General features: G+C 67.0%; 17 protein-coding genes and 2 pseudogenes. 7 read left to right on the top strand and 12 right to left on the bottom strand.

Annotated features, from left to right (window positions below):
• Positions 1-239: 239 nt before the first annotated feature.
• Positions 240-359, bottom strand: a pseudogene (locus AB0C27_RS24750) (transposase); the annotation flags it as partial.
• On the opposite strand from AB0C27_RS24750, the gene AB0C27_RS24755 reads away from it, so the two are divergent.
• Positions 350-1,168, top strand: coding sequence for an MFS transporter (locus AB0C27_RS24755; RefSeq protein ID WP_357847887.1), 819 nt, complete (start codon positions 350-352; stop codon positions 1,166-1,168). The pseudogene AB0C27_RS24750 and the gene AB0C27_RS24755 sit on opposite strands and share 10 nt — an antisense overlap.
• Positions 1,169-1,391: 223 nt before the next feature.
• On the opposite strand, the gene AB0C27_RS24760 is transcribed toward AB0C27_RS24755, so the two are convergent.
• A complete protein-coding gene (locus AB0C27_RS24760) occupies positions 1,392-1,598 on the bottom strand; it encodes a hypothetical protein (protein WP_357847889.1) in 207 nt (68 codons plus the stop codon).
• A 205-nt stretch (positions 1,599-1,803) separates the two neighbouring features.
• Between AB0C27_RS24760 and AB0C27_RS24765 the strand changes: the two genes are divergently transcribed.
• Positions 1,804-1,986: a LysR family transcriptional regulator gene (locus AB0C27_RS24765; protein WP_357848878.1), complete on the top strand. Its 183-nt coding sequence runs from the start codon at positions 1,804-1,806 to the stop codon at positions 1,984-1,986.
• A 735-nt stretch (positions 1,987-2,721) separates the two neighbouring features.
• Here the strand turns inward: AB0C27_RS24765 and AB0C27_RS24770 are convergent.
• Positions 2,722-2,868, bottom strand: a complete 147-nt coding sequence (locus tag AB0C27_RS24770) for a hypothetical protein (RefSeq protein WP_357847891.1) — start codon at positions 2,866-2,868, stop codon at positions 2,722-2,724.
• Positions 2,869-3,149: 281 nt separating this feature from the next.
• Here AB0C27_RS24770 and AB0C27_RS24775 point away from each other — a divergent pair, with 281 nt between their 5' ends.
• Both AB0C27_RS24775 and AB0C27_RS24780 read left to right on the top strand, forming a co-directional pair.
• Positions 3,150-3,986 carry an IS5 family transposase gene (locus AB0C27_RS24775; protein WP_357847893.1) on the top strand — a complete coding sequence of 279 codons (837 nt, stop codon included), beginning with the start codon at positions 3,150-3,152 and terminating at the stop codon, positions 3,984-3,986.
• A gap of 300 nt (positions 3,987-4,286) precedes the next feature.
• Positions 4,287-4,568, top strand: a pseudogene (locus AB0C27_RS24780) (transposase); the annotation flags it as partial.
• A 102-nt stretch (positions 4,569-4,670) separates the two neighbouring features.
• Here AB0C27_RS24780 and AB0C27_RS24785 read toward each other — a convergent pair.
• The 3 genes from AB0C27_RS24785 to AB0C27_RS24795 all read right to left on the bottom strand — a co-directional run bounded on the left by AB0C27_RS24785 (position 4,671) and on the right by AB0C27_RS24795 (position 5,922).
• Complete coding sequence (locus tag AB0C27_RS24785) at positions 4,671-5,072, bottom strand: MFS transporter (protein WP_357847895.1); 402 nt, start codon at positions 5,070-5,072, stop codon at positions 4,671-4,673.
• Positions 5,073-5,171: 99 nt separating this feature from the next.
• Positions 5,172-5,441, bottom strand: coding sequence for a hypothetical protein (locus tag AB0C27_RS24790; protein ID WP_357847897.1), 270 nt, complete (start codon positions 5,439-5,441; stop codon positions 5,172-5,174).
• A 232-nt stretch (positions 5,442-5,673) separates the two neighbouring features.
• Entirely contained in the window at positions 5,674-5,922 is a 249-nt protein-coding gene (locus AB0C27_RS24795; protein WP_357847900.1) for a hypothetical protein, read from the bottom strand.
• Between the two features lie 206 nt (positions 5,923-6,128).
• On the opposite strand from AB0C27_RS24795, the gene AB0C27_RS24800 reads away from it, so the two are divergent.
• Both AB0C27_RS24800 and AB0C27_RS24805 read left to right on the top strand, forming a co-directional pair.
• Positions 6,129-6,968, top strand: a complete 840-nt coding sequence (locus AB0C27_RS24800; RefSeq protein WP_357847902.1) for a transposase — start codon at positions 6,129-6,131, stop codon at positions 6,966-6,968.
• Positions 6,969-7,257: 289 nt separating this feature from the next.
• Complete coding sequence (locus AB0C27_RS24805; RefSeq protein ID WP_357847904.1) at positions 7,258-8,142, top strand: integrase core domain-containing protein; 885 nt, start codon at positions 7,258-7,260, stop codon at positions 8,140-8,142.
• Between the two features lie 296 nt (positions 8,143-8,438).
• Here AB0C27_RS24805 and AB0C27_RS24810 read toward each other — a convergent pair whose 3' ends face one another.
• From AB0C27_RS24810 to AB0C27_RS24835, 6 genes are all read right to left on the bottom strand, one after another.
• Positions 8,439-9,071 carry a 2OG-Fe(II) oxygenase gene (locus tag AB0C27_RS24810; RefSeq protein WP_357847906.1) on the bottom strand — a complete coding sequence of 211 codons (633 nt, stop codon included), beginning with the start codon at positions 9,069-9,071 and terminating at the stop codon, positions 8,439-8,441.
• On the bottom strand, positions 9,035-10,450 hold the full coding sequence (locus tag AB0C27_RS24815) for an MFS transporter (RefSeq protein ID WP_357847908.1): 1,416 nt from the start codon (positions 10,448-10,450) through the stop codon (positions 9,035-9,037). The genes AB0C27_RS24810 and AB0C27_RS24815 overlap by 37 nt, the downstream gene beginning before the upstream one ends.
• Positions 10,447-11,667 carry an arginase family protein gene (locus tag AB0C27_RS24820; protein ID WP_357847910.1) on the bottom strand — a complete coding sequence of 407 codons (1,221 nt, stop codon included), beginning with the start codon at positions 11,665-11,667 and terminating at the stop codon, positions 10,447-10,449. Before AB0C27_RS24820 ends, AB0C27_RS24815 begins: the two co-directional genes overlap by 4 nt.
• Positions 11,664-12,764: a cupin domain-containing protein gene (locus AB0C27_RS24825; RefSeq protein ID WP_347701904.1), complete on the bottom strand. Its 1,101-nt coding sequence runs from the start codon at positions 12,762-12,764 to the stop codon at positions 11,664-11,666. The genes AB0C27_RS24820 and AB0C27_RS24825 overlap by 4 nt, the downstream gene beginning before the upstream one ends.
• The gene (locus AB0C27_RS24830) at positions 12,761-13,924 is read right to left on the bottom strand and encodes a hypothetical protein (RefSeq protein WP_357847912.1); all 1,164 of its coding nucleotides are present in this window, start codon (positions 13,922-13,924) and stop codon (positions 12,761-12,763) included. The genes AB0C27_RS24825 and AB0C27_RS24830 overlap by 4 nt, the downstream gene beginning before the upstream one ends.
• 115 nt (positions 13,925-14,039) lie before the next feature.
• Complete coding sequence (locus tag AB0C27_RS24835) at positions 14,040-14,192, bottom strand: hypothetical protein (protein WP_176993608.1); 153 nt, start codon at positions 14,190-14,192, stop codon at positions 14,040-14,042.
• Positions 14,193-14,659: 467 nt separating this feature from the next.
• Here AB0C27_RS24835 and AB0C27_RS24840 point away from each other — a divergent pair, with 467 nt between their 5' ends.
• Positions 14,660-17,296 (top strand): Ig-like domain-containing protein, encoded by a 2,637-nt coding sequence (locus AB0C27_RS24840; RefSeq protein ID WP_357847914.1) that lies wholly within the window; start codon positions 14,660-14,662, stop codon positions 17,294-17,296.
• Positions 17,297-17,411 lie beyond the last annotated feature (115 nt).

The raw sequence follows: 17,411 nt of genomic DNA on the forward strand, positions 1-17,411 counted from the left end.
CTTTCCGACGGATGCGACCTTCCATCAACTGGAGATTGGGATTCAGGCAATCCAGCTTTCGCCATATCACGCGGGTCCCACGACGCGCCGCCTCCCACGCCTGAGCACGGCCGCCGCTTCAATGACATGCTGCTGTCCCCTTCACCTTTCGGATCCAGGTAAGTCATCGGACCCAGGAACCTCCTTCCAATTCCTCCCGGCTGAGCCGGGGATACGACCAGGCGCCTCATGGCGCACTGCCACCTGTCCGCGACCTGGGTCGCATCCGGCAGAGCACGTCGAATCGCCTCCCCGTAGGCACCTGACCCGTCCCGGCAGACGATCTCGACGCCAGGGTGCGATCGCATCCATGCCTCCAGCAGATCTGGTCAACCATGTCTCCTACACCGTCGGCTACGCCTTCGGAGGCGTGATCGTCGCGCTCACCGGGCTGTCTGTGGTCCTAGTGTTCAACGCCGCCACCTTCGTCCTGTCCGCTCTGGCGATCCTGTTCGGTGTGCGTGTCCGGCCGGCGACCGCCGGCACCGATTCGTCACCGTCCTGGCTCGGTTCCTTCCGCACCGCGACCCGCTACATCACCGCACACCCCAGGCTGCGGGTGATCATGCTTTTCACGCTCCCCATCGCCACCTGCCTCGTGAGCGCGACGCTCGCGGCGCCGTACGCGGTGCAGATCGACCACGGGACGGCCGCCGCCGGCCTGCTGATGGCCGCCACCCCCGCGGGTATCGTCATCGGACTCTGGCTCCTGCCCCAGCTGATCCCCGAACAGCGCACACCACACGTCGTGGTCCTGTCAGCCGTCAATTGCCTACCGCTGATGCTGTTCGTCGCCGTGCCCGGGGTGGCGGTCGCGGCTGTGCTGATCGCGATCTCCGGAATAGCCCTGTACTTCTGGATCCCGCTCGCCGCCGAGTTCACCCAGACCGTCCCGGACGACATGCGCGGGCAGGCCGTGGGACTGCTCACGACGACCATGCGTGTCACCCAGGGCATCGCCATTCTGATATTCGGGCTCGCCGCCCAGAACGCGATGTCATCTACGGTGATCGCGGCCTCTGGAGCGATCGGAACAGCCATGGTGATCGGCATGTCCGTGGCATGGGTACGGGCGAGCAGGCCTACGGGAATCGCGGTAGCACGGCGGAACGGCGATGGGGCCCCGTAGGACCGCGGCGACAGACCGGGCGGTCGCGTCCTTGGAGGACTCTGTTGGCGAATCTGGCAGTGATCTGAAGCCTATAGTGAGCCTCCCCTTGCTGGAACCTTCTCAGCGGCGGCAACTGTGGCGATTCTTTCGGCGGACGGCTCCCTGTCCCGGGTATCCGTCCAACCGGCTGGGGGTTTCCTCACTCATTGGCGATATGACCCTTGACGATGGTCGGCGAGCACTACGTCAGGTCGCAGGCGGCGGGCCTATCGGCGGTCTCACCGACGACGGTCATGTCCGGCTGCGCGTCAAGAATGATCCGGAACGACCATGCTGATGCCTTCCTGTCGTCGGCGATGAGGATCCGAATGGCCATGCCGATCACTGAGAGCGGCGCTGTGACGTTGGTCAGTGAATCCACCACAGTGCGGCAGATGGTGGTGGTCACCTCGGCCGGCGCGGTGTTAGTGAGGCAGACGGCTCCAGGCAATCTTGTCCGACTCGATCGGGTGCACTCTGACCGAGGAGATCCAGCAACCGACACAACGCAGAAACACCCATGAGTTTGTTCATGGAGCTGGACCTCGGTGCCATCTGGGCGTTCCTTGCCGTGGTAGACCACGAACATTTCACCAAGGCCGCCGCGCTTGGACATGTCCCAGTGGGCCGTGTCCAAGCGCATCGCCAAGTTGGAAGGCGACCTGGGAGTGCCTCTGCTTATCCGGTCCCGCACTGGGGTCGCGAGCCTGATGGCTCGAAGGAACCGGAATCAAGCGAGCAGCTCATGGTGTCGAGCGAGAGTGCTCCACCTCACGACAAGCCTACGAAAGGGATAGGAAAGTACAGGCCTCTAGCATCGTCGTCCAGTAGTTGAACCACGTAAGAAGGGCAATGAATGAACACGACCCGCATCGCAAAATTCATCACCGCTGTCGCAGCCGGTGCGACAGTGGCAATAATCCCAATCGGGGCATCGGCGCAGGCCAGCGAGACGGCGTCGACCTCGACGTCAGAGTCCGTCGCAGCCGTACGGCTGGGGTACTACGGCCCATACGCGGACATTAACGTGTGCGAGTCGATTCGGCGTGCCTTCGATGTGTTGTATGACACCTCTTCCAGCTGCTACTGGGAGGACTACGCTGGGCCCGGCCGGCCAGCTGGCTGGTACTTCTGGAGTTACGCACCGTAAGGCAGATATCCGCCGCTAGTCTAAGCGGCCATGGTATTCAACGGCGCATCGGTGCAATTCGAACAGGTCAACACCACTGTTGTCTCTACAAGCGCAGGTGAGCCAGCTGTACTCGGGGCCGGTCCCTTTCGAGGCCGGGCCGCTAGGCCGTGGCCCCGAAGGGGACCCGTCGTTGGAGATACCAGGTGATATCGTCACCTGTTTGGTAGCGGCAAGTGGATGCGTGGCGCTCGAGTGAGCGGCCACCTTGTGGGCCCAGTCGAGCACGGTCGTTCGTTGTTGCCGACCTATCCGGGTTCGTCTGAATCGTCAAAGGTGCGGCTCTCTTTGAGGGAGCCGCACCCGTCGAGCGTCCTGGGTGGTGGCGAAGCGTTTATGCATGTCAAATCTGTTGATAGATCGTGGTGGCAAGATCGCTGGACGCGTCGAGGAATAGGTAGGTGGCGCCTTCGGCGATGGGGTCGCCTTCTGCGTCCTGTGCTTCCTCTAGCCTCGGGCTTTCGCGGCAAATTTCGCGCGAGTTGATCATCTACATAAGGAGATCGCTTCCGAACTGGGGATGGGACTTATCTACGTGGGCGTTTTGTCATGAAAAGTGACATAAGGACCGTTTTTCTCCGCGCGTTGATCGCCATATCGATGTGCGCTTCGACCCACTTCGGTGTCGGATAGGTAATTCGAGGGAGCGCGGGCCGCCCGTCTGGCCCCGAAAGATCCTGTCTCATCCCAAGATGCGATACCTCGCCCTGGTTTGATCGACGGCCGGACGGCCGTCTGGCCAGCCACTTCGTCCGGCAGTACGCCAAAGGCATGACCGAACCGCGACCGTATCCCAGCGACCTGTCCGACGCCCGATGGGCGCTCATCGAGCCCGTGCTGACCGCCTGGCGCGCCGAACGCCGCTCAGGCGCCCTGGACATCGGCCGCCCACCCGAACACGACCTGCGCACCATCTGCAACGCCATCCTCTACAACCGCACCGGCATCCCCTGGCGCTACCTGCCACACGAGTACCCGCCCTGGCAGACCGCCTATGCCTACTTCGCTCTCTGGCAGAAAGACGGCATCTTCGACCAGCTCACCGGCCTGCTCCGCCGACACGTCCGCACCGCGGCAGGGCGTGACCCCGAGCCCACCGCATGCGTCATCGACGCCCAGAGCGTCAAAACCTCACCCAACGTCCCCGCCACCAGCCAGGGCTACGACGCCGGCAAGAAGATCGCCGGCCGCAAACGCAGCATCGTCGTCGACACCCTCGGACTCCTGCTCGCCGTGCTGGTCACCGCCGCCGGCATCTCCGACAGCGCCGCCGGCCTGCCCCTCCTGACCCAGATCGCCGCCACCCAGCCGGCGATCACCAAGGCCTGGGCCGACAGCGCCTACCGCACCACCGTCATCGACGGCGCCGCCGCCCTCGGCATCGACGTCGGAGTCGTCCGCAAAGACCCCGCCACCAAGGGATTCACCCCACTCCCGCGCCGCTGGGTCGCCGAACGCACTCTCGGCTGGCTCATGCTGCACCGCCGCCTGACCCGCGACTACGAAGCCCTGCCCACCCGCTCTGAAGCCATGATCCACATCGCCATGATCGACCTCATCGCCCGCCGCCTCACCGGCGAGAACACCCCCACATGGCGCGACACCTGAACCCGGAATTAGACAAGATCAAACGCCCACTAAGGTCCTGGCCGCGCCAGATCGAGATGCACGTTCCACGCGAAGCCTATCGCCTCTCACCGCACGATCACCGCCTCTGCCGACGGCACCGGACTGCTCTCCCACGCCGGGAGTCTGCTGCTCAAGACCCTGCTCGTCACCGGACTGGACCGGGCACTGTCGGTGCAACTGAAGCCCTGGTGATCAGCCCGCGCTGGGCACAACCCCGGCAAGATCATCGTCGGCCTAGTCGTCGCCGCCCTCGGCGGAGACTGCCTGGCCGACATCGTCCTGCCGCTGCACCACTTCGCCCGCAACTAGATCTGGTGCGAGCTCGTCGCCCTGGCCTGCGAACTGCTGGCCAGGATGCAACTTCTCGCCCTGCCCGGCACCGCCGCCCGCAGCTACGAGCCCAAACGCCTGCGCCTGCGACTGTTTGCGGTGGCCGGACGGCTGGTGCACGGTGGCCGCCGACTGCGCCTGCGCATCGCGGGACGAGGCGCAAGATCACGAAAGGGGGAGGCTAGGACCGTACGTCCTCAACATGGTGGGGCTGAGGCTTTGGGCCAGTAGTCCCCCACCGAGAAAGCCAGCGATCTGGGCGGACTGGATGGTGATCTGCCGAATGGACAGACCGACCACGTCGCCGGTCAGGACGTCGGCCAGCAGAGCCAGCTAGGCAGCCTTAAACGGACCGCTCAGTGCGGTCATCACAGCCAGCAAGACGCCTAGAACCGGCAGGGGCATACCCGGTAGCGCCATCAGCGCGACCAGCGCCGCACGCAACAGATCGACCGCGAAGATCACGTCGCGGCGCGGGTACCTGTCGCCGATCCAGCTCAACGTGAGTCCGCCCACCATGGACGGCAGATACGTCAGCGCGTACGTCAGCCCCGTCAAGGCGGCCGATGAGGTTCGCTGAAAAACCAGAACCGCGATCGCCACCCTGGCGAACTGGTCTCCTAACTGGGAGAACAATTCAGCCGACCACAACGCCCTGAATTCCGTGGCCGCCAACACAACGCGAAATGTCGCAGGCTTTTCCGATGCAACTGCCTTCAAAGCCGACTCCGTCATGTCCTGGAACCGATGCCGGAACTGCCCTCGGCATCACCCACCGTCATGGACGGTGATCGGAGCATCGGTGTTATCGGCTCGGCATACGTCCCTGGCGGCTCAAGCGACCCAGTAGTCGAACCACCAGAGGCCGTTGTACATGTAGCATTCGCTCACCCTGTAATGGCGGGCGAAATTCGACCGTGTGGTTATGCACGTGTCATAGCCGTAGGGACCCATGGCTTTCCACCAAGCCGGCGCCACGGGATCGGCCGAGACCGTACGTACCTGGGAAACCTGCGACTGAGCTGCCTCGGCGGCGGCAGTCCCCGTTCCGATCGCGGCGACCGCGATAACGGCGGCGGCGGCCGACATTCTCAAGCTGGGCATGATGCCCCCTTTCCCTTCGCGATAGCCATCACGATAGGGAGGAGCGCTGTCGGCGACCTGTCCTGAACCTGTCGCAAGGCAGTTCTCACCGGCCGGTACGCCACGGCCCCACACCCATGCCCACTCATTGCAGGCCGTCTAGCCGAGAAACCGAGCGCGAAAATACCCATTACCACGCTTCGGCAACAATGTCGCGGCACATCCAGTTACAGACAGCAGTGCAGGCCGCGGGTCACGGCGCGGCGGCCGGGACGGGCACGGTGCTGAACGTCTCGGCGCACTCACGGGCGTACTGACGAAGCAGCTCATGCATGCGGTAGCGACCGGTGCCGAGCGCCTCCACCAGTTGGCCCTCGACCAGGCTTTCTAGCAGCTCATCGGCGCGTCCGACAGGAAGGTCGACCAGGGCCGCGACTGCCTCCGGGCCCACGTCCTTGCATCCGAACACTGCGGCTGCCGAAATCACATCCGGCCAGGTCATGCCCTCGCTTGGGCTACGTAGTGGCATGCACGAGTTCCGCCGAGCAGGAGAGGGAGGCGGGTGCTGTCCCGCTCGGAAATACGGTTCCGTGCCCTGAACTGGGGTTTGCTACATGATCAGACCAGCGACTGCGACCATCGCTAGATCGCTGATGTGAAAATTAGTGATCGGCTGCAGGCCTGACGAAGGGCGTCCATGGTCGGTGTGTGAAGACTGACTTGGACGCCCTTCTGACCGCACTTTACGTGCATCTGGACGATCACGTGATGCCTTCGCAGGGCCGGCCTCGCGGGCGGGGCCGGCCGCCGGTGCTGACCCCGGCCGAGGCGGTGGTCGTGGCAGTGGCGCAAGTACTGCTGCGGTGTGACGACGAACGCCGCTGGATGCGGATGGCGGCCAGCCGGATCGGGCATCTGTTCCCCAAACTGCCGTCCCAGTCGCAGTACAACCGGCAACTGCGTGCGCTGGGGCCGGCCATGTCGGCGGCGGCGTTGTGGCTGGCACGCCAGGTCCCGACCTGGCACGAGCCTTTACGCCTTATGGACGGCACCCCGATCCGCTGCGGCGCCTCGCGGGTGACGGTCAACAGATCGCACCTGGGTGAGATCGCCGGATACGGCATGGACAAGTCCCACCACGCCTTCTACTGGGGTACCAAGCTGATGCTGATCACTACCGCTGACGGCGCGGTGACCGGCTTCAGCCTGGCCCACCCCAAAGAGCTCGACGAACGCAAGCAGGCCCTGCACCTGCTGCACGTCCACCAGATAGCCGGCGGGCCATGCCCGATCGTGTGCGACAAGGGATTCGCCGGAGCCGGCATCGAGAAGGCCGCCGCCGATCTGGGCCATCTCCTGATCCGGCCGGCCCGCGAAGACGAACCTGCACGCACCCTGCCATTTCCCGGCTGGCTGCGCCAGCGCATCGAGGCGATCATCTGGACACTGAAGAACCAGCTCGGCCTCGAACGCCACAACGCCCGCCACCCGGACGGCCTCTGGGCACGCATCAGCCAACGCGTCCTCGCTCTCAACGCCGCAATCTGACACAACTGGAACACCGACGCACCGGTGAAACGGTCCCTGACCGCCTACGACCACTAACCAATTTCACATCAGCGATCTAGGTGTTGATGTCGCTTGTCTACCGGTTGATGAGGGGCTTGTTCGGCCTGCTGACGGTGCTGGTCCGCTCCGATCTGTCCAAAGATGTTGAGGTGCTGGTACTCCGTCACGAGAACCAGGTCCTCCGCTGTCAGCTCGGCAGCCGGCCTCGGTGGGGTGGCGCCGACCAGCTCTGGCTGGCAGCGTTGTCGCGACTGATCCACCGCCGTCGGTGGGCGGAGGTGTTCCCGGTCACCCCGGCCACGATCCTGCGTTGGCGCCGCAATCCTGTAGCGCGGCGCGGAAGTGGACCTTCACCGACAGGCGGCGCCCGGGACGGCCCTGCACCCACCAGCCGGTCAAGGCACTCATCATTCGGATGGCACGAGGGAACCCGACCTGGGGACATCGAAGAATCCAAGGCGAATTGGCCCGGCTGGGTTACAACATCGCGGCCTCCACCGTGTGGGAGATCCTGCACGCCGCCGGTATCGATCCCGCGCCCCGCCGGGCCGGACCGACCTGGCGGCAGTTCCTGACCGCACAAGCCCACGCGATCATCGCGTGCGACTTCCTCGTAGTCGAGACGCTGCTCCTCAAGCGGCTGTATGTGCTGGTCTTCATCGAGCACGGCACCCGGAGACTGCACCTGGCCGGAGTGAGCGCGCACCCGACCGGAGCATGGACGGCCCAGCAGGCTCGCAACCTGGTGATGGGTCTGGGTGATCGCATCACCGGGCTGCGGTTCGTGATCCACAATCGGGATCCGCTCTTCACCTTCGCCTTCCGGGAGGTCTTCACGGCTGAAGGGCTACAGGACATCACCACCCTGCCGCGGACGCCGAGGATGAACGCCACCTGCGAGCGCGTCATCGGCACCCTGCGCCGTGAACTCCTGGACCGGATCCTGATCCTCAGCGAACGCCACCTGATCTGCGTGCTCCGCGAGTATCTGATCCACTACAACGGCCACCGGCCGCACCAGTCCAGGCAACAACGTCCCCCGGACATCGCAACGCAGCCCGCCCGCGACGTGACCGAACTCAACAACTTGCGATCTATACACCGAAAACCCGTCGTCACCGGCACGATCAACGAATACCACCACGCCGCATAACCGCAGCTCAGACCACGTAACTCAATATTCGAGCGGTACACCATCGATAGGGGTGGATCGCCGTGCTCGGCACGTGCTCTAACCCGTACACCACTCCCGTGGACGCTAACCGGCGGTAAAGCCGACCAGCCCGCATAGCGGGGCAAGAACAGTCTATGCGCCGCCAGGCGAACCGGCGTCCACCCGGCTCAGAGCGGCGGTTCTGCTGCTCGATGTACTGGCGCAACTCTACGTTGTCGTCGGACATGCCCAGGACCCAACACCGGCCGCGCCGCCGCCATTCCTTGCGGGGCGCGTCAGGGAGTCAGGAAGCCGGTGATGGAGCGCCGAAGGTTGTCGCCCGCGCCCGCCTCCACCTTCCTCACCCGGTGGAACGTGCCGGCCACCATCACCACGAGCCGGTTCGGCCGGGGCGCGATGGACGTGGCCGGCACGGGAGCGTTCATCAGGTCCTTGGGGACGTCGAACTCGGCACACGGCACCTCGCCGACCGGGCAGTCGAACAGCTCCAGCTCGCCGCCCCACGTCGCCCGCCACTCGCCCGACAGGTAGAGCGTGTACGCCGCCCCCCGGCCGCTCCCGTCGTCGTGCCAGTCCAGCCCGGACCCCCGGCCGTACCGCCAGAACTTGAACCGGTCGTTGTCCGCCGCCGTCACGCCGAGCGCGTCGAGGCCCCTCCTGACGGCCGACGTCACCTCTCCAGCGTGCTCCTCGCCGGCTTTCGCGGAGGCGTACGACGCGTCGGCGTAGAACGCCACTCCGTCGAACATCGGATCGACCGAGCTGAAGGTGGGCCGGTACTGCACGGCCCGCTCCTCCTCCCGCCAGGCGGCCAGGGCGTCCGGGGACAGGGCGTTGTCGACCACCACGAACCGCCGCCCCTGTACGAGGGTCACGGCCTCGGCGGTCCGTCCGTCATGAGCTGCCACGCTCGCGCCTCCTGATCTCCTTGGACATGGCCTTCCGCCTCGCCTTCTCGGCCGCCCTCGCGACCGGATCCCGGGGAGGTCGACGAGGGCACCCCCTGCCACGCCGAGTCACCGGCGCCGTCCTCAAGAGCGCGGTCCCGCAGCCCCGAACGCGGGACCGCCCAGACGAGCACCGCCGCCGCCGTGGCGACGATGACGGCCGCCAGCCCGGCCAGGTACGCCGTCCGGCCCACCAGGTTCGCGAGCGGCAGCGCGATCACGAAGCCCAGCGGCACCATCGCCGTGGTCATGGTCGTCTCGAACGATCCGACCCGCGACAACATCGGCTTGGGGACCGTGAGCTGCACGAGGGTGTCGAAGACGACCCCGGCGACCCCCGCCGCCAGAGCCGCCAGGAACAGGGCGCCCGCGACCACGACCAGATGCCGGCCGTACGCGAGAGTTAGGAGCTGCACCGGCATCGAGACGACCAGCAGGGCGACGGTGAGCACCCCGCGCCACTCGACGCGCACGTGCCCGCTCACCAGCGCTCCCAACAGCCCGCCCGCGGCCAGGAACGTCACGATGACGCCCCACTGCTCGATGCTCCCGAACCTGTCCTGCACGATGATCGGTCCGAGCACGCTTACCGAGGCCAGCCCGACCTGCACCGGAACCCAGACGAGGATCGCGCCCAGGACCAGCGGCAGGCGGGGCATGACGCGCACTGCGTCGAGGAACCGCACGCGCTCCCCCGCGCCGCCGTCATCGTCCTCGGCGGGTCCGCGCTCCGGCGGGCGGGCCCGGATCAGCCGCCTCAGCCAGGCGAGCGAGACGAGGGAGACGACGAAGGTGGCGGCGTCGAAGAAGAGCGCCAGCGGCACGCCTCCCACCACCACCAGCAGCGACGCGAGCGCGGGCCCGGCCAGCCGTCCGGTGTCCCCGGCGACGTCGAGCCAGGAGTTGGCCTTCTGCAGCTGGGCGGGGCGGACCAGCTCGGGGAGCAGCCCGACGGCGCCCGGCGTGAAGAAGGCCGTCGCCGCGCCATAGACGGCCGCGGACACGACGAGGTGCCAGAGCTCCGGGTTCCCGAGGGCGAAGGTGATCGCCGGGAACACCTGGGCGGCCAGGCGGACGGCGTCCGCGCCGAACATGACCGGCAACCGCCCGACCCGGTCCGGCAGGCTGCCTCCGTACGCGATGAAGACGAACCTCGCCAGCCACAGGGCCAGCAGCACCATCGGGATGCCCCGCCCGTCGGGCGCGACGGCCAGGGCGGCGAACGCGAAGGTGACCGAGACGACCCCGTCCCCCAGCTGTGAGACCGCCTGCCCCGCCAGGTAGACCCTGTAGAGCGGCGACGACAGGGGCGAGCCGGGTACGGCGGGAGCGTCGGTCATGCGTCTTCTCCGGCGAAATTGTTCACCAGCGAGCCCCGCCGCCGCCCCACCACCTGCCCCGCCTCCGCAAGCTGGACGGTCTCCACGAGATCGGCCAGATGGGCGGCCGTCAAGTGGCGGCCGGACGGGGAGGGGCACGCCTCCACCAGGTCGCTCGCGACCAAGCGGCCCGCTGCGGCGACGCTCCGTACCAGGGCCGTCAGAGTCGCGGGGTCGAGACCGCCGCCGGCGGGATAGACAACATCGGGAGCGTACGCCGGGTCCAGCACGTCGATGTCCACCGTGAGGTGCACGGGCGCGCCGGCGCAGAACCGCGCGATCGTGTCCGCCGCCTCCGGCGCGCGGGCCTCGTCGGCCGTCAGGTAGGAGACGCGCCCGTCCGTGGCCTGGTCCAGGTTCGTGTCGACGCCGCGCACGCCGATGGTGAGCCATTCGACGTGGGGATGCTCGGAGAGCACCCAGCTGACGAAGTTCCCGCAGTCCGCGGTGACCGCGTTCCCGGCCGGGCGGCGGTCGGCGTGCGCGTCGAAGTGGACGACGCGCAGCGCCGGATGCCTGCCCGCGACCGCGCTGATCACCGGGTAGCCGATCGAGTGGTCCCCGCCGATCACCAGAGGCCGGTGGCCCTGCGCCAGGACGGTGCCGACGAGGGCCCGCAGCCGCTCGTGTGCCGCCGCCCCCGTGTCGGTCTGCGGATGGACCGCGAGGTCACCGTGATCCACGAGGCCGGGCAGTCCTTCGGCCGGCCGGGCCCGCAGCGTCCACGACCAGGTGCCCGGCTGGGCCAGGAGCCGGAACCTGCCCGCGAGGGCCTGGCGGATCACGGGGACGGCGTCCTTGGGCCGGGGGCCGGGAGGGCCTCCCAGGTCCACCGGCGCTCCGATCAGTCCCCATACGGCCGCGGCGGCCCTGGTGCCCTCGGGCAGGGACAGCGGGGTCCCGGCCGTCCGCGCGAGCCCGCCGGTCGCCGCCGCCGAGGCGTCCGGCGGCACGATCAGGCGGATCCTGCGTAGAGCCTTTTCCGCCTCCTCAGTGAGCCGCACCGCTGGCGCGCCGTCACGGCGTTCCCCCAGCTCCCACAGCTCTCGCAGGGGCGGGGTCAGGGTGAGCCGCGTGCCCTCGGCCTCGTTGACGAGGTCGCCGCCCTGGATCCGGAACGCCGGGTTGAGGACCCACGGGGCCCCGGACTGGTCCACGCTCGTCATGGCGAGGCTCACCGGGCCTGCTCGACCAGGAGGAGCCCGGCGCGGACCAGCGAGTCAAGCGCCTGGTCGATCTCCGCGTCGGTCAGAGCGATGGCCGCCGTGTCATCGCGCAGCGTGGTTCGCCCCGCCGACCACTCGTTCATCCAGGGTGCGAGACGGCCGTCGATCCTGAGCCGCACGCCGAGGCTCTCGATCGCCATCAGGCCGTCCCCGGCCTCGACCAGCGGCGGGAACCGGGACGCCCACCTGAGCCGGGTACCGGTGTACGGGACGCTCTCCACCGACCACGGCAGCGACAGGCCCTCGCGCCTTTCGAGCGACTGCGCGGAACGCACCTCCCGCGCCCGGTGCACGTCCGAGGCCAGGGCGGTCATGAGGGAGTCGAGCTCGCCGCCGTCATCGGGCGTCCCCTCGGTCCTGGGCCGGTTGGACCAGGCGTCTAGCGCGGTCCGCGCGAGGTCCTCGGGGGTGGACGCGTGCAGGCCGAAGGTCCAGTGCAGGCTCGGCCCGATGCCGGTGGCCTCGTGGTCCCATCCCCGGGGGATGTGCCACACGTCGCCGGCGTGCATGTCCGCCTCCTCGATCAGCCGCGCGCCGGGGCCGGAGCCCTCCCAGATCCGCCAGCGCTTGCTGCCCTCCGCCTGGAAGATCACCGTGGCGTGGCCGTCCGCGTGGCGGCCGAACGCTGACTGCGTCGTCCAGCAGGCGTAGCAGTTCACCCAGGCCGGGTCGTCGGCGAAGTACTCGAACTCCTCCCGCAGGCGAGCAGGGCCCACGTGGATGCGGTCGGCCCTGTTGGCGACGAGGGTCGCGCCGGAGCGGAGGTACTCGACCATTGCGCCGTAACGCCAGTTGCGGTGCACGATGTCGCCGCCGTCGATCCGCGTGCTGATGTAGGTGCCGGGATAGGCCATGGGTTCGGACGACAAGCGGATCATCAGCGGTTCGATCGTGGTCGTCCTCATGATGTGGTCGATGACGCCCCATCCGAGCGACGCGCGCCACGATCCCTGCGGGACCCGGCCGGCCAGAAGCTCGTTCCCGAACGACTTGCGCCAGACGGACTCCCCGCCGAGCGCGTCGACGATGTTCTCCCACGACAGTGTCATGACTGTGTCCCAACGCTCCGAAGGACGCCCACGCGGACCAGGGCCCGCACAGCGGCTAGCAGCTCTGGCGTGGTGGCCGCGTCGCGCAGCTCGTCGGCGCCGACGAGGGCGCCGGGCTTCAGCAGGCGGGCCAGCTCACCGAGATCGACGGAGAGCTCTCTTCCCAGGGCGAAGACGCTGTGGTCGGCGATCACGACCGGCAGGCGGGTGACTGTATAGGGTGGACCTTGATCGCTGGTTCTACCGGGGAACCGGGGCGGCGAGCCGTACCCGCACGACCGGCGGAGCATCGCCTGCCGCCGCACGGCCCGCTCGACGCCGTCGTCGCCGAGGGCGTCCCTGAAGGCGTCGATCGCGCCGGCGACTGGATCCCCGTCGGCCTGTTCCGGGTGCTGGGGCTTCCGGCGGCGCATCTGGTGGAACAGCGCGTCCGTGGCGGTCTGCCCGGGATCTTCCGGATACACCGTGAGCCCCAGGAACAGCGACGGGCCGTCATTGCGGAAGAGGTGGTACATCCCCGCGGGGATCAGCAGGAAGTCACCGGGCGTGAGGCGGACGCTGTCCGCCGACGGCAGAAGAGGCTCCGCGTCCAGCGTGTGCGGGCGCCCCTGGCCGAGTGCTGGCAGGCTCAGCCCTGGCCAGGTCCACGCTGTCTTCGCCGCCGGGCCGAGGTGGAAGATGAAGGAGGGCTCCGGGTCGGTGTGCACGCCGAACGGGGTGGTGCCGCAACTGGCCACGAAGCAGTACCAGTCCACCCCTCTCGTCAGCGGAACGCCCGCCGATTCGAGCGGGAGGACGAAGCCGGTGTAGAGAAGCTCAGCGAGCTCGGCGTCCCAGGAGTCCAGGCCGTTGATCGCCAGGCAGATGTCGTCCTTTCCGGTACGGGCGGAAAGCCAGGAATGTACTGCGGACCGCCCGGAAAACGCCCCCGATACCAGTTTTTCCGAGGCGTCATAGTCGAGGCAGGTGTCACGGAACGCTCTCATGGCGGGCAGATCCGTGTCGTCGCCGTCCACTCTGGTGGTGGCGGCCCGGAGAGCGCCGAGAACGAGCTCCGCGAGAACGTCCGGTTCGCGGATCAGGCCGGGAATGTGCACGCGTTCGGCGAAATACGGCCCGTCCCGCTCGCAGAGTTTCCGCCAGGTGCCTTCGTCCAGCAAATCTCAGACCTCCGGAATCGTGCGGTGAATGGTCCCGTCAAGCCGCCTGACCAGCCCGGTGGACGCGGGAACCCGTCCTGTGCTCAGAGAAGTCCCGCGCCCACCGGCCTGCGGATCAGTGACCGACGTCCCGCTGCGGCCGCATCCAGAGCTGCCGGTCCTGCAGAGCGGCGACCGACTCCTCCGACACGATGATGTCCGCGATGTCGACGAGAACGGGGCCCCGCCCTTCGTGCCGGTCGAATTCGTTGTGCGACGTCATTTCCATGTGACTTCCCTTCTTGTTGTCACGGGCCCGCGACGTGCACGGACCCGGTAACAGGAATCAGCGGCTCCGAACCGCGGGAGAACCCGTGCCGCAGCGTCACGGGCATTCCGGCTTTTCTTATGCCGCTGAGGGGGCGTTATCGCTGAGTCTTCACCCGTGGAAGGGCGTTCGCCCAGGTCACCGACCGGACATTCTCCGGACAATCACCGGGCGAATCCGTGACCCTTGCCGCCCGGCGTCTTCGATTCACGCCGCCACCGGTTGCTGACGGCTCAGGTGTCGCCCGCCCGCGCGGCGCGGCCGAGGCGGAGGGCCGAGATGCGGAAGAAGATGCCGCCCGGGATGGCGTAGCTGGCCGCGTTGAACAGCGTCGGGCTCTGCGCGGAGGCACCGGCGATAAGGACACGCCGGCGAGCGCTAGTGGCCCGTCACGCAACCTTGACCGGGTAACTGGTCCGACTCCGCCCGTGGTCATCGCCAAGAACCCGAATGCCGACGCGACGGACGCCCGGGTGGACACGACGATCTCCGCAACTTTCAGCGAGACGGTGACCGACGCTCAGATCGTCATCAAGGGCGCGGACGGCAACGCGATCGCCGGAGGCGTCACGGTGGCCGGGACAGTCGCCACGTTCACCCCAGATGAACCGCTGGCTGTGAACACGGTTCATCACGTCGAGGTGACCGGCGCCAGTGACGGCGCGGGAAATGTTATGACGCCGGTGAGCTGGGCTTTCACCACTGCGGCAGAGACCGACCCCGCTGACACGACACCACCGGCCGTGGTAAGTGCCACGCCATCGTCCGGGGCCACCGATGTGGCCGCCAGCACGACAGTCACCGTAACGTTCAGCGAGCCGGTGAACTCGGCCGTGCTCACGCTCAAGGGCACCGCGGGGGCCACGGTCGCGGGCACGACCGTTATGGACAGCCCGGCGACCACTCTCACCTTCACACCAGCGCAACCACTCGCCGCCGGGGTACTCCACACCGTGGAGGTCAGCGGCGCCAGTGACGCGGCAGGCAACGACATGAGCCCGTCGACCTGGACGTTCACCACAGCAGAGCCGCCCCCCGCACAACCGGTCAACTCCAATCCGTTCTTCGAAACGACCATCGAACCGTGGACGTCCTTCTACGACGTGGACGTGCTGTCGCGCTCGACTACTCGGGCCCACCAGGGCGTGGCGTCCGCCAAGTTCGTGCCCGAGGTGGACACGTGGGGCTACGCGATGGAGGAAGTCGCGCTGTCCAGCGGCGGCGGGGGCTACCGGCTGTCCGGCTGGTTCTACCTCTCGGAGCCCGATCCGTTCGAGTACGGGTTCGACTACGGAGTGGAATGGTATGACGCCGACTGGGAGTTGCTTTCTGTCGACAATCTCACCGGCACGCCGACAGTCGGGCAGTGGCAGCAGGTGTCGGGGATCATCACTGCTCCCGCCGGGACCGCGTACGCGATCATCAACGTCGGCGTCGGCACCACGATCTTTATGGACGAGCTCACGCTCACCCCAGTGACCGGGGAAGCTGCGGCGCAGACCGCCAAGCAGTTGACTCCTCAGCCCACCCGCCGCGGAGATGTGCCCTCGCTGCACGACCGCGACCAGGCCGGGACAGTGAAGCAGCGCGCGCCGTCGAAGCGAGCCGCGGCACAGGCGTCGAGCGGCGGGTTCACCTACAACCACGCCTCACTCGAGGAGTGCATCGCGGCCCACAACGCTACCGGCCAGCAGCCTGGTGACGGCAAGCCAGCGAGCGCCAGCCTGCTGGTCCGGCCGTACAGCATGTGCTGGAGCAGCTGGTACTACGTGATGGACTGGATCTGGGTGTCCTCCAGGGGCGCCTTTGTGCGGAAGGCGCTCAAGAACGGCGCGAAGTCCGACGCGCTCGAGTTCCGCGCCACCTGGGTGATCAACACCTACCTCGGAACGGCCGACGGCACCGGGGTGGTCGGAGGCGGTGGTTACCGGCCCCAGGACGTCTCGGTGTGGACCCGCATCAGCGGGATCACCGCCTACGACGGGAACTCGGCCACCAACGAGGAGAACGCGCGCATCCTGGAACTCGAGGTCGAGCCGAGCGGGTCGGCCGGCTCCACCTGCACGCCCACCGCCGGAACCGACGTGGACCGCGACGACACCATCGCCGAATGGAAGGCAGACGGCAACGACTACTTCCGTTACCTCATGAGCGACACCGACAACGACCGGGTCGACGTCTGCACGCTCCGTCCCATCTTGCGGGACATTCACCAGGAATGGGCCCTTAAGCCCCTCAGGCTCTGGAACCAGATCGCATACGACAACAGCTCAGGCCAGGTCAAGGGCAAGTGGATCGGCGGCGGCGACCCGTCCGACAACGACCCGCAGGAACTGCCCTACATCCCGCACGTGCGCTGCGACTGGCTGAACCTAGACGAATCGACGCCTGAGGAGGAGACCGCGAGGGCCATGGCCGCCGCGGACGAGCCCACCGGCCACAAAGGCGGCTGCATCCATGAACTGGCCAAGCGCATCTTCACCATAAAGGAATCCCGGGACAACCCGAATTTCGGTGAGGTCATCGCCCACATCAAGGAGGCACGGAACCAGGCGACGAACAAGGGAACGTTCCCGCCGCTGCGTAACGGCGAAAGCTACGACACCCCAGAGAGCCCTCCACTCAAGGGGCCGCTCGGCAGCGAGAAGCCGAAGGTGATGCGCGGAGACTGGCTGGCCCCCGACGAGACGGAGGCGGCCGAGCCCTTCATCAAGGCGACGAATGCACAAGAAAAAGAGAACAGGTTAGTGTTCAGCCTGAACAAGGTGAACAATCCCCCCAGCGGCTTATTCCAAGCGGAAGGCCAGTACTACCAAGGTAGCTGGTGCAAGTACTACTGGAAGCAGGTCTACGACTCGGCTCCCAAACCCACGGGGAAAAATGTCCACTGCGACGAGTTCCCCTGGGCTAAAACAACGCAAGGTGCCGCAAACGCGAACGGGAATTTCTCCATCAGGGCCATCTCGGCGGCCCACAACCTGTCGCATGGCGGCACCATGGGGGCGTGGTACACGGACCAACGGGTGATAGCAGGCGACAGCTTCTGGTATGAGATCATCCCATAAGATAGGTTCCAGCCAGTGGCCGCCGGCTTTGGCGGCGGCCCCACCGCCCACCGATAACCCGAAACGGAGGCTCGTGAAAAAACCGAAAAAAATATAACACTGGTAGGATTTAGAG

The sequence above is a fragment of the Nonomuraea sp. NPDC048882 genome, from assembly GCF_040649755.1.
Lineage (GTDB): Bacteria > Actinomycetota > Actinomycetes > Streptosporangiales > Streptosporangiaceae > Nonomuraea > Nonomuraea maheshkhaliensis.